Origin of the sequence: Camelimonas fluminis, assembly GCF_014656355.1 — a bacterium.
GTDB classification, from domain to species: Bacteria; Pseudomonadota; Alphaproteobacteria; order Rhizobiales; family Beijerinckiaceae; genus Camelimonas; species Camelimonas fluminis.
The window spans coordinates 16,355-28,353 of sequence record NZ_BNCG01000028.1; the positions used below are offsets into that span (position 1 = coordinate 16,355).

Consider the following 11,999-nt stretch of genomic DNA (forward strand, 5'->3'; position numbering starts at 1 on the left):
TCACGCTCCTGCAGCTGGTGTGAAGACGGGCAGCCGAAACCCGTCGCCGATCGTTTCGAAGGCCAGCGCCACCGGCATGTCGAGCGCGAGCGTGGCAGGGTCGGCGCCGGTCAGCCGGGTCGCCATGCGGACGCCCTCGTCCAGCTCGACCACCGCCGCTACATACGGCACGTCGGCCGCGAAGGCGGGGTGAAGCGCCTGGTGCGTCACCGTCCAGGAAAACAGCCGCCCGCGCCCGCTGCTCGGCTCCCAGGCGAACGACGGCGAGCCGCAGCGCGCGCACATGTAGCGGGGCAGGTGGCGCCACGTCCGGCACTCGCCGCACCGTTGGAAATGGAGCGTGCCGCCCTGGCAGCGCTGCCAGAACTCCTGCTCTACCGGATCCTGCGGGTGCGGCAACGGCTTGGGCGGCGAGACGGCGGGTGCCCGCAGCTTGGGCGCAATGTCGTCGTCGTTCATGCGAACCTCCGCAGGATGGCGATGCTGCCGTCGCCCAGGTCGCCCCAGCCGGTGACGAGCCCCGTCTGTGCTCCCGGCACCTGGCGCTCGCCGCAGTCGTGCCGCAGCTGGCGCACGGCCTCGACGACGTGGTTGAGCCCCCACACGTGCGCCTCGCTCAGCAGCCCGCCATGGGTGTTGAGCGGAAAGCGCCCGCCGAGCTCGATCTGCCCGTCACGCACGAAGTCGAGCGCGCCGCCCGGCTCGCAATAGCCCATCGCCTCCAGCTGGAGCAGCACGACGTAGGTGAAGCAGTCGTAGACCTGGAGGAAATCCATCTCCTCGCGGCGCACACCGGCCATTTCGAAGGCCTTGGGCGCGGCGTAGCTCAGCCCGATCTTGAACGGATCCGGGCGCGAGGGGATATCGTCCGCGGGATAGGGATGCCCCTCGGCGGCGCCTGCGATTGTGACGGGCACATGCGGCATGTCGCGCGCGCGGTCGGTGCGCGAGACGACGACCGCGCACGCGCCGTCGGTCTCGAGGCAGCAGTCGTAGAGCCGGAACGGCTCCGACACCATCCGGGCGTCGTGGTAGGTTTCCCAGTCGAGCGGCCGGCCGTAGGTGAACGCCTTCGGATTGAGTTGCGCATGCCGTCGGCACGCCATCGCCACCGCCCCCATGGCTTCCGGACCGACGCCGTGGAGCTGCGAATGCCGGGTCGCCAGCCAGGCATACATCTGCACCGGCAGGAACACGCCATAGGGCATGTAATACCCGCGGATCGTGTTGGTCAGCGTGTTCATGTTCATCGGCCGCGTGGGCGGAGCGCCCGGCTTGGGCCGCAGCGCGGAGAAGCCGTTCCAGCCGAGCGTGACGAGCACGTGGTCGCACAGCCCCGCCGCGATCGCGATCGCCGCATGCTGGAGCGCGGTCGTCGGACTCGCGCCGCCCATGTGGACGGTCGCGGCGTAGCGCAGCACGTCGATGCCGAGGTTCGCCGCCAGTTCCTCCGACGTGGTGTAGATGGGCGGCGGCACCATGCCGTCGATGTCGGACGGGCGCAGCCCCGCGTCCGCGATCGCGCGCCGCGACGCCTCCAGCATCATGTCCACCGCGGTGCGCTCGGTGCCCTTGACGTAATCGGTTTCCCCGACGCCGGTGATCGCCGCCTTGTCCGAGAAGGTCATATCTGTCCCTCCTGTACCAGCCGCGACCCTCAGCGGAGGCCCGCCGCGCGGCCGAGCGCGCGCTCGGCATCGGCGACGAGGTCGCGCATCACCTCGGCGGCGGGGCGCACGGCGTGGATCAGCCCCATGCCCTGCCCGGCGAAGCCCGGGATGATGTCCTTGCGCTTCGCACGGATGCCCGACGCCATCACCGGACCGGCGATCATCGACTGGTATGGCATCGGCAGCGGCTCCTTGCCCGCCGCCACCCAGGCGTCGGCCCACTTGCTGCGGATCATGCGGGCAGGCTTGCCCGTGATCGAGCGGCTTACCACGGTATCGGCATCGCCGCTGTCGACGATCGCTTCCTTCTGGAAGTCCTCGATCCCTGCCTCCTCCGTCGCAAGGAACGCGGTGCCGACCCAGGCGCCCTCGGCGCCCAGCATGAAGGCCGCGGCCACACCGCGCCCGTCGGAGATGCCGCCAGCGCCGAGCACCGGCACCCGGTCCCCCACGGCATCGACGACCTGCGGGATGAGCGAGATGGTGCCGATCGGCGAATTATGCCCGCCGCCGTCGTGCCCCTGCGCCACGATCACGTCGATGCCCGACTCCACCACCTGTAGCGCGTGCTTTACCTTGCCGACGACCGCCATGACGACCGTGCCGTTGGCGTGGAGTCGATCCATCCACGGCCCCGGATTGCCGAGCCCCGCCGCGTAGACGGGCACCTTCTCCTCGACGACGACCTCCATCTGGGCCTCGAAGAACTCCTTGGAGAACAGCGCCGCGCCGCCGTTTGCCGCACCCTCCGTGACGGCGCGGCCGGAATCACGCGCGACGATCTCCAGCCCCTCGCGCTCCATGAAGTCGCGCGTGAACGCCTGATAGTCGGCGAGCACCGCGCGCGGGTCCGCCGGCGCGGCCCCGGTTTGCGGCGCCGAGCCGCGCCGCACCGAGGCGGGCAGGAGCGTGTCGACGCCGAACGGCTTGTCGGTCAGCGCGCGCGTTTCGCGGATCCACGCGCGGAGCTGCTCGGGTGAGCACGCTGCCGCGCCGAGCACGCCCAGCCCGCCCGCGTTGGACACCGCCGCCGCCAGTCGCGGGACGCTTGCCCCGCCCATGCCGGCCAGGACGATCGGATAGTCGATGCCGAGCATCCCGCAGATTCGGCTGTTCAGGGCCATTGTCCGTCTCTCCCACATCGTTCTCGTTGCTGATCTACTCCGGCGGCTACGCCTCGAACGCCTGGGTCCAGCGCACCTTCTGATCCATCAGGTCGGGGCTGCGCCGCCCGAGATATTCCGCCGATCCCTCGACGAGCCGTTCCATCTCGCGCCGCGCCGTGACCGCGTCGCGCAGCCGCACCGCATGGACGACGCGCGCGAGGCGACGAACCTGGTTCTCGCGCTCGTGCTCGGAATAGCCGAGCTGGCGCGAAAGGTCGCGGGTCAGCAGATGCAGCGCGGACGTGAGCAACCCGAACAGCGGATTGCCGCTCGCCCATGCCAGAAGGTCGTGGAAGCGCCGGTTGGTTTCCTCGAACAGCATCGATTCCACCTGCTGCTCGAGATCGGCGAAGCAGCTTGCCAGCGCCATCAGATCCGCCGCCGTTGCGCGCCGGGCAGCGTGAGAGGCCGCCCGCGGGGCCAGCGCCTCGCGCAGCTCGATCAGCGCGCGCAGGTCGGTGCCGACGAAGTGCAGTACGAGCGCAAGCGAACTCGTGAAATCGCCAATCTGCGGCCGCGCGACCACCGGCCCGCCGCCTCGACCGGGCTGCAGGTGGAGCACGCCCTGCAGTTCCAGAAAACGCAGCGCCTCACGCAATGTGGCGCGGGCGACTTCGTACCGCGCGAGCATGTCGTGCTCCGGAGGCAGCCGGTCGCCGACCTGGCGTGCGTCGGCCTCGATGTCGTGCACGATCGCCTGCGCCACGCGAAGCGCGCGCTTGCCCCTTGCGAACGAGAGCGCCTCGCCCTGCTCATCCACGTCCGGCATCAATGAATCCTTATCATGGTTTTATGTTGCTCCACTGCTTTATCTTTGTCCAGCGGCAAATTGCTGCCGTCGCCGGCTTGCAAGGCTATTAAAAGGGTATAATGTTAAAGCGCGGGAGGGGAATTGATGACCGACAACGCAGCCTGGATGGAAACCGATGGATATATCGCCATCATCCATCTCAACCGACCCGCGGCGCGCAACGCGCTTGATCCGCAGATGCTGGTGGAACTGGCCGACTGCTGGAGCAGGGTGCGCGACGCCGCCGAGATCCGCGTCGCGGTCGTGACCGGCACCGGCGACGCCTTCTGCTCGGGTGCCGACCTCGGCCGCCTTATCCCGCTCGTCAGCGGCGGGCGACCGCCGGAGGACGAGTGGGATCGCCGCGTGCTCGCTGACCGCGATATTCTCGGCACCGCGCTGCTGCGCACATTTGACGTCGTCAAGCCGGTGATCGCCGCCATCAACGGGCATGCGATCGCAGGCGGCATGGAACTGGTCCAGGGTACAGATCTCAGGATCGCATCGAGCGCCGCGCGCTTCGGCGTGCAGGAGGTCAAATGGGCGATCTTCCCGGGCGGGGGATCGACGGTGCGACTGCCGCGCCAGCTTCCCTTTGCGCGCGCGATGGAATTGCTGCTCACCGGCGATCTGATCGATGCCGGAACCGCGCTCGACTATGGCTTCCTCAACCGCGTCGTTGCGCCGGAGGAGGTGCTGCCTGCGGCGCTCGACTTCGCGCGACGGATCGCCGCCAACGGCCCGATCGCGGTGCAGGCGATCCGCGCGTCGGCGCGCGCCTGTATCGGGCGGCCGGAGAGCGAAGGCATGAACCTCGAGTCGGGCTTCGCCGCGCCGGTGTTCCGAACTGAAGACGCGCGCGAAGGTCCGCGCGCCTTCATGGAAAAGCGTACACCCGTTTTCAAGGGACGTTGAGATGGTTGACGAGGCATCCTCGGGTATCGCGAACGGGCTGGCGGGCGCCGCATTGCAAGGCGCGCTCTCGATCGCGCCGTTCCACGCCTGGCTCGGGCTTCGCGTCGAGGACGTGACAGACGGTGTCCTTCACCTCAGCATGCCGTGGCGCGACGAGATCGTATCGAATCCGCGGATCCCGTCCGTGCATGGCGGCGTGCTCGCCAGCCTGATCGATCTCGCCGGCATGTATGTCCTGCTGACGAGGACGCGTGCGGTCAGCGCCACCGCGTCGCTCCACGTCGATTATCACCGTCCGGCAAGCGGCGGCCCGCTTCACATCCACGCGCGCGTCGTGAAGATAGGACGGACGCTGTCGGTCGCGGACAGCGAGGTGCGCTCGCCCGACGACGTGCTGCTCGCCAGCGGTCGCGGTTCGTATCTCATGCGGGACGGCGGCATCGCGACATGACCGTGCAGAGAATAGGAGAGATCATGAGCATCGAGACCGCGTCGGCGGACGCCAGGCGCACTCCGGCCGAGCCGCGACCGGCCGGCACCATCCTGCTGCTGCGGGATGTGCCCGAATATCAGGTGCTCATGGTGCGACGACACCACCAGATCGATTTCGCCTCGGGAGCGCTGGTGTTCCCGGGAGGCAAGATGCACCCCGGTGACGACGATCCGCGCTGGCGCGATCACGTAACCGGGTGGGACGAAATCGACGCGACCCAGCGCGCGCTGCGCATCGGCGCCATCCGCGAGGCGTTCGAGGAAGCGGGGATCCTGCTGGCCAACTATCCCGACGGCCGCGGCTTCTCCAGTGTATGCGACGCCGAGGCCCGCCGGAAGGTCGATACCGGGGAACTCGCCTTCCTCGATGTCGTCGCCGGATTGGGGGTGAAGCTCTCGCTGACCGCCCTGACCGTTTTCGCCCGCTGGATCACTCCAGAAATGATGCCGAAGCGGTTCGACACCTGGTTCTACGCTGCCCCCGCTCCGGCCGACCAGGTCGCGATCTGCGACGGACATGAAACGGTCGATGCCGAGTGGATCGCGCCAGAGTCGGTCCTGGACCTCGCCCGAAGCGGCGCCCGAACCGTGATCTTCCCCACCTTGATGAACGTGAAGCTGCTGGCCGAGGCCGAGAGCGCAGCGGATTGCCTCGCCCGAGCGGAGGCACGTCCGCTGGTCACCGTGCTCCCGCAGATCGAGACACGGGACGGAGAGCGCGTTCTGACCATTCCGCTCGATGCTGGCTATGGTGAAGTCACACAGAGTTTGACTGAGCTCAGGGCCTGACATCCCAGGTTCCGACTATTGCAGAACCTCCCCATGCCGCTCTGGCAAAACAGAGCGGCCTTTTCTTGGGACTTTGGCCTGACACCTGGAAGTTGCCGAAGGCCGACGTTTCGCGTCGGCTGGCGCCCGGCCAGATCGAGATCAGGATCTGCACATACCGACCGTCACATCTTGGGTGGCGGCGAGACACAATTCGAACGTGGTTTGGCCAGCGTCGGATTAGCTTCCCGACGCGACTCATTCGGGCGTCATATGTGCGACGCCCGGAATGTCTGTAGCGTTACTCTCGAGCTCCGACTATGCTACGGTTCGGTTTACATTTGACGGGACGGCAGGGTGGCTGACGATCGGGCTGAGAACCACGAAAACAAAGTGAGACATGACGACCCGGACGCGAATTTTCACCCAGAATCCAGGTCGGAGGACGGTTCCGAGGAGATGAATGGCGAAAAGAAGCCGTCGCTTCTCGAGCGCTACCCCATCATTCGCTACGTCCTCATCGCCGCGCTTGTCGCCGGCATCATCGCGGCTATCGTTTGGTACATGAATTACCGCGCGAGCGGCCAGTTCCTGCAGTCGACCAACAACGCCTATGTGCGCGCGGACTTCGTGACCGTCTCGCCGAAGGTGGGCGGCTATGTCGAGCGTGTTCTCGTCGCCGACAACCAGCCTGTCCGTCGCGGTCAGCTGCTCGCCGTGCTCGATCCTCGCGACTACCGCGCCAATGTCGAAGAGGCGCAAGCCCAGATCGCCGCAGCCGGCGCCAACATCACCACTGCGCGCCGGACACTTGATGAGCAACAGGCCACGGTCGCCCAGGCGGCCGCCCAGGTCGCGAGCGCCGAGGCTGCCGCCGCAGCGGCAGAGAACGAGGTAAGACGCTACGAACCGCTCACCCGGACAGGGGCGGAATCGCGTGAGCGGCTGGCAAGCCTGGTGCTTCAGCGTGACCGGGCTGCCGCGGAGCTGCGCGCGCAGCGAGCGGCCTACCTCGCCGCCCGTCGCAGTGTTGCAACCCAAGCGGCTCGCATCGGTCAGGCGGAGGCGCAGCGTGGCACCGCGCAGGCGCAGCTTGCGCGCGCCTCGACGGACCTCGGGGCCGTCGAGATCCGCAGCAGCATCGACGGCGTTGTCGCCGACAAGGCCGTCCGGGCTGGGCAATATGTCCAGCCGGCGACCCGGCTGATGTCGGTGGTGCCAGTCGATCAACTCTACATCGAGGCGAACTTCAAGGAAACTCAGGTCGCGCTGATGCGCGTCGGGCAGCCCGTGACCATCAAGGTGGATGCACTGGACGGTGCCGAACTGCGAGGCCGGGTCGCCAGTTTTTCTCCGGGGACGGGCGCGCAGTTTTCACTCATCCCGCCCGAGAACGCGACCGGGAACTTCACCAAGATTGTCCAGCGCGTGCCCGTGCGGATCAGCATCGAGGCGGGTCCGGAGGCGCGGCGGGTGCTGCGTCCCGGACTGTCGGTGGAGGTGACGGTCGACACGATCGGCGCCAAGGGAAGCCGGGAACGAATCAAGCAGGAAACCGAGCGGCTGAAGCGCGGCGAGACGCAGGGCGCGCGCTGATGGCGGCGGAACGCGCCGGCCTGCGCGACTGGCTTGCCGTCGCTGCAGGCACGATCGGGTCGTTCATGGCGCTTCTCGACATCTCGATCGTCAATGCGGCCCTGCCCACAATCCAGGGCGAAATCGGCGCGAGCGGCACCGAGGGCACCTGGGTCGCGACCTCCTATCTCGTGGCGGAGATCGTCATGATCCCGCTAAGCCCCTTCCTGGTGCGCCTGTTCGGTCTGCGCAACTTCCTGCTGGGCGCGGCGATCAGCTTCACCGGCTTTTCCGTCGTGTGCGGCATCTCGACGACGCTGCCGATGATGATCGCTGGCCGTGTGGGCCAGGGCTTTACCGGTGGTGCGCTGATTCCGACTGCCATGACCATCATCGCGACGCGGCTGCCCCCGTCACAGCAGCCGATCGGCACCGCCGCGTTCGGCGGCACCGCGATCCTCGGCCCGGTGCTCGGGCCGATCATCGGTGGTTGGCTCACCGACAATTACAGCTGGCATTATGCCTTCTTCCTCAACGTGCCGGTCTGTGCCGGGCTCGTCCTGCTCCTGCTGTTCGGGCTCAAGCACGAGAAGCTGCGGCTCGACCAGCTGCGCCATGCCGACTGGTTCGGGATCGCGGGGCTCGCGATCGGCTTGGGAGCGCTCACCGTCATGCTGGAGGAGGGACAGCGCGAGATGTGGTTCGAGTCCGCGATGATCGTGAAGCTCGCGATCGCAACGGTGTTCGGCTTTGCGCTCATCACGATCGGACAGGTCCGCTCCGCGCATCCGGTTCTCAAGCTGTCGCTGATCTTCAGCCGGTCGTTCGGCAGCGTCTTCGTCCTCAGCCTTGTCATCGGCGTCGTGCTCTACGGCGTGACCTTCCTGATCCCGCAATTCCTCTCGTCGATGGCGGATTACAGCGCCCTGCAATCGGGCAAGGTGGTCTTCGTCTCCGGCATCCCTGCCCTGATGCTGATGCCGTTCCTGCCGCTCGCGTTCAAATATCTCGATGTCCGGCTGGCTGTCTTCGTCGGGATGACGCTGATCGGCGTCAGTTGCGCCATGGATTGGCACCTCACCGCACAATCGGCGGGGGGCGATCTGAGGGATTCCCAGCTCGTCCGCGGCTTCGGGCAGATCTTCGCCATGATGTTCCTTAACCAGGCCGCGATCAGCGCCGTGGCGCCCGAGGATGCCGGCGACGCGTCCGCGCTGTTCAACGCGGGACGGAACCTTGGCGGATCGATCGGCCTCGCCCTGATGGCGACCCTCCAGGACCGGCAGACTTTCCTGCATTTCAATCGGCTAGGGGAGACGGTGTCGGCCAACGCGGCGACCACGCAGGAGTGGTTCGCGAAGGCCATGTCCATGCCGTCCGGCGAAGCGGGCGCCTATAGGCAGCTTGCCGGGCAGCTCCTCGAGCAAGCTACCGTCATGGCCTATAACGATCTGTTTTTCGCGCTCGGCGTCGCGATTGCGATCACTACCCCGCTGGCGCTGTTCCTCCGCCCGATCTCCTCCGACACGCAGATGGCGATGCACTGATGAAGCGACTTAGCTGGGCCATTCTGCCCGCCCTCCTGACCGGCTGCGTCGTCGGACCCAATTATGGAGGCCCGCCGGGCGTCGCGAGCGGCGAGCGTCCCGGAACGACATTTCGCCGCGCAGATCAGGTAGTCACGTCACCGCAAGCCCCTGTTGCGCGCTGGTGGGAAGGCATGGGCGATCTGCAGCTCACGACGCTGATCAACCGCGCGCTTGCCTCAAATCCCGACGTGGCGATCGCGGAGGCGCGCATCCGCAAGGCGCGCGCCAGCTTGCGCGAACAGCGCGCGAACCAGCTGCCCACCGTCTCGGCGTCGGGCACTGCGATCGTCGCCGATCTTCCCGCAGGCTCGCTCGCGCTGCCGACGCAGGGCGAGCAATCCGATCGTATCAGGGCCGAATTCTACAATGCCGGCCTTGATGCGTCGTGGGAGATCGATCTCTTCGGCGGACGGCGCCGCGCGGCCGAAGGTGCCGAGGCCCAGGCTCAGGCGGCCGAAGCCAATAGAGCTGATGCGCAAGTTCGTCTCTCGGCGGAGGTGGCCCAGAACTATGTGACCTTGCGCGAACTCCAGCAGCGCCTGATCCTGGCGCGCCGCTCCGCGCAGCTTCAGCAGCGATCACTCGCCCTGCTGCAACAGCGCGAGCAGCGCGGCGCCTCATCGCGCGACGAGGTGGTGCGTCTGAAGACCGAGCTGACTCGCACGGAGGCGGGACTGTTGCCGCTTGAGGGACAGATCGCGACCACGCTGGACCAGCTTGCCCTGCTCACCGGCGACGAGCCCGGTGCGCACGACGCGGCGCTCTCCGCGCCCGCTCCGATTCCGATGATCCCCGGGACTGTCGCGATCGGCGATCCCGCCGCCATGCTTCGGCGCCGCCCAGACATTCGCGCGGCCGAGCGGCAGCTGGCGGCATCGAACGCAAAGATTGGCGTCAACATTGCCCGGCAGTTCCCTTCGGTCAGTATCATGGGCATCATCGGCCTGGGTGGTCCCAATATTGCCGATGCGGTCGATCCTGACAGCGTAGCGGGTCTGCTGCTGCCGCGGATCAGCTGGAGCTTCCTTGACTTCGGCCGCAATCGTGCCCGGGTCGAACAGGCGCGGGCCGACCGTGACGAGGCTGAAGCACAATATCGGAAGGCTGTTCTCGGCGCGCTGTCCGATGCGGAAACCAGCCTGACCCGCTTCGGCAATCAGCGACGTAACCTCTTTTCGAGCATCGCGAGCCGGGATGGTTCCAGGCAGTCGGCGACCTACGCCAAGCAGGCCCTGTCGGCTCGAAGCTGGGATTTTGGCCAAGTTGACGAACGTTGTGGGAACACGGTGGCGATGATTGACAGCTGAATTTGCAGGGAACGACAGTCTGTTCCGAATTATGGAGTAGACTGATGGGTTTGCGTATTTCGAATGAGGAATTTATCGGGCGTTGGAGTCTGAGCTTTTCCGACATGGATTTTGTGAACGGCAAGCCGGCCCCGGCGCGACTGGGATTGGGGGTTCAGCTCAAGTTCTTCGCCGCGCACGGCTTCTTCGTACGGGACCATGCCTCAGTCCCCGCGGATGGCGTTGCATATTTGGCCGAGCAGCTTGGCGTCGAATGTGACGCCGTGAACCAGTACGATTTCTCCGGCCGGACTGCACGCCGGCATTGTGCCGAGATTTTGCAGCATCTCGGCTTTCGGCGCCTGAAACGGTCCGATCGGGAAGAGCTGACATTATGGATCGCTAGCGAACTGTGTCCGACCGGGCAATCGGTTGGCGCCATGCTCGAGCAGGTTTTTTTGTGGTGCCGGGACCGTTCCATATACGGCCCGTCGCACAAGGAACTGGAACGCCTGGTGCGTTCGCAGCGGCAACATTATCTCGACGACTGGTTGGCCGGATTGAGCGCTCGCCTTTCAGCAAGCACGGTCGCACTGCTGGAGGCTTCTATTGCCGAGGCAGACGGCCAGACCGGCTTCAATACGATGAGAGGTGATGCTGGCCAGGCCACGCTCGACAACGTCCTCGCGATGACGGCAAAACTTGCCTTCATTCAGAAACTTGATCTGCCACAGGATATCTTGTCGACGACCGGCAAGGCATGGGTGGAACAGATCGTCCGCCGTGTCGCCGGCGAAAAGGCCTGGGAGATGCGGCGGCACGCGCCGGCCAGACAAATCGGCCTCTACGCGATTTATCTTTTGTCGCGGGAAGCGCAACTCACGGACGCCATGGTCGACCTGCTGATCGAGACGGTCCACAAGATCGGGACGCGCTCGAAACGCAAGGTCGTAGGCGATATCGCGAAGGATATCGAGCGGGTCTATGGCAAGGAAAGATTGCTGGTTGAGATTGCCAGCGCTTCGATCGACGAGCCCGCGGGGCGCGTCTGCGATGTCATCTTCCCTATCGTAGGCAGGGACAAGCTGGCGGCGATCGTCAAGGAGAGCCAGGCGAAAGGGGCTCTCGACCGGCGCATATATAAGGTGATGCGCTCGTCCTGGGCCAATCATTACCGGCGCATGCTGCCCAGCCTGCTTTCGGTTCTGGAATTCCGGTCGAACAACACCGTGTGGCGTCCGGTTCTGGCGGCGCTGGATTGGATCAAGAGCAAGGTCGATGATGGCTGCCGGTTCGTGCCGATGCAGGATGTGCCGATTGACGAGGTTATTCCGGCCAGATGGCGCAGTTCGGTCATCGATAACGATGGCCGTGTGAACCGGATCAGCTACGAGCTTTGTGTCCTCACCCAATTGCGGGATCGCATCCGCTCCAAGGAGATCTGGGTTGTCGGTGCGGACCGCTATCGCAATCCTGACGACGATCTTCCCAGGGACTTCGAAATCCGTCGTAACGTAACCGCTGTTCTCAGGCCACGGCCTTGATTGGGTCCGAGGCGTATGCCCATGGCAGCAGTTCGTCGATCTGGCTTTGCGGATGTCCGGCGACGATGCGGGTAATGACGTCGGCGAGGTAAAGATACGGGTTGACGCCGTTGAGCTTCGCGGTCTCGATTAGCGAGGCGATTTTCGCCCAGTGCTCTCCGCCGCCGTCGGAGCCGGCGAAGAGCGCGTTCTTCCGATTGAGGG

Annotated in this window: 11 protein-coding genes and 1 pseudogene; 7 read left to right on the forward strand and 5 right to left on the reverse strand. The window is 66.0% G+C overall.

Annotation, left to right across the window (positions count from 1 at the left end; genetic code table 11):
- From IE243_RS18595 to IE243_RS18610, 4 genes are read right to left on the reverse strand one after another with little or no spacing between them, the layout of a single operon-like run.
- Positions 1–459, reverse strand: a complete 459-nt coding sequence (locus IE243_RS18595; RefSeq protein ID WP_046408743.1) for a Zn-ribbon domain-containing OB-fold protein — start codon at positions 457–459, stop codon at positions 1–3.
- Complete coding sequence (locus tag IE243_RS18600; protein ID WP_191320879.1) at positions 456–1,628, reverse strand: thiolase C-terminal domain-containing protein; 1,173 nt, start codon at positions 1,626–1,628, stop codon at positions 456–458. The genes IE243_RS18595 and IE243_RS18600 overlap by 4 nt, the downstream gene beginning before the upstream one ends.
- 29 nt (positions 1,629–1,657) lie before the next feature.
- Entirely contained in the window at positions 1,658–2,794 is a 1,137-nt protein-coding gene (locus IE243_RS18605; protein WP_046408745.1) for an NAD(P)H-dependent flavin oxidoreductase, read from the reverse strand.
- A 46-nt stretch (positions 2,795–2,840) separates the two neighbouring features.
- Entirely contained in the window at positions 2,841–3,605 is a 765-nt protein-coding gene (locus IE243_RS18610) for a FadR/GntR family transcriptional regulator (protein WP_046408746.1), read from the reverse strand.
- Positions 3,606–3,731: 126 nt separating this feature from the next.
- Between IE243_RS18610 and IE243_RS18615 the strand changes: the two genes are divergently transcribed.
- From IE243_RS18615 to IE243_RS18645, 7 genes and pseudogenes are all read left to right on the forward strand, one after another.
- Positions 3,732–4,541 carry an enoyl-CoA hydratase-related protein gene (locus IE243_RS18615; protein ID WP_046408802.1) on the forward strand — a complete coding sequence of 270 codons (810 nt, stop codon included), beginning with the start codon at positions 3,732–3,734 and terminating at the stop codon, positions 4,539–4,541.
- A 1-nt stretch (position 4,542) separates the two neighbouring features.
- Positions 4,543–4,992 (forward strand): PaaI family thioesterase, encoded by a 450-nt coding sequence (locus IE243_RS18620; protein WP_046408747.1) that lies wholly within the window; start codon positions 4,543–4,545, stop codon positions 4,990–4,992.
- A 23-nt stretch (positions 4,993–5,015) separates the two neighbouring features.
- Positions 5,016–5,822 (forward strand): NUDIX hydrolase, encoded by an 807-nt coding sequence (locus IE243_RS18625; RefSeq protein ID WP_046408748.1) that lies wholly within the window; start codon positions 5,016–5,018, stop codon positions 5,820–5,822.
- A 336-nt stretch (positions 5,823–6,158) separates the two neighbouring features.
- Entirely contained in the window at positions 6,159–7,397 is a 1,239-nt protein-coding gene (locus IE243_RS18630) for an HlyD family secretion protein (protein ID WP_082102869.1), read from the forward strand.
- Positions 7,397–8,923: a DHA2 family efflux MFS transporter permease subunit gene (locus IE243_RS18635; RefSeq protein WP_046408750.1), complete on the forward strand. Its 1,527-nt coding sequence runs from the start codon at positions 7,397–7,399 to the stop codon at positions 8,921–8,923. Before IE243_RS18630 ends, IE243_RS18635 begins: the two co-directional genes overlap by 1 nt.
- Entirely contained in the window at positions 8,923–10,272 is a 1,350-nt protein-coding gene (locus IE243_RS18640) for an efflux transporter outer membrane subunit (RefSeq protein WP_210319908.1), read from the forward strand. Before IE243_RS18635 ends, IE243_RS18640 begins: the two co-directional genes overlap by 1 nt.
- A gap of 44 nt (positions 10,273–10,316) precedes the next feature.
- Positions 10,317–11,765, forward strand: a pseudogene (locus IE243_RS18645) (DUF4158 domain-containing protein); the annotation flags it as partial.
- A gap of 13 nt (positions 11,766–11,778) precedes the next feature.
- On the opposite strand, the gene IE243_RS18650 reads toward IE243_RS18645, so the two are convergent.
- The coding region (locus IE243_RS18650; protein ID WP_191320880.1) for a transposase domain-containing protein at positions 11,779–11,999 on the reverse strand (221 nt) is incomplete at its 5' end.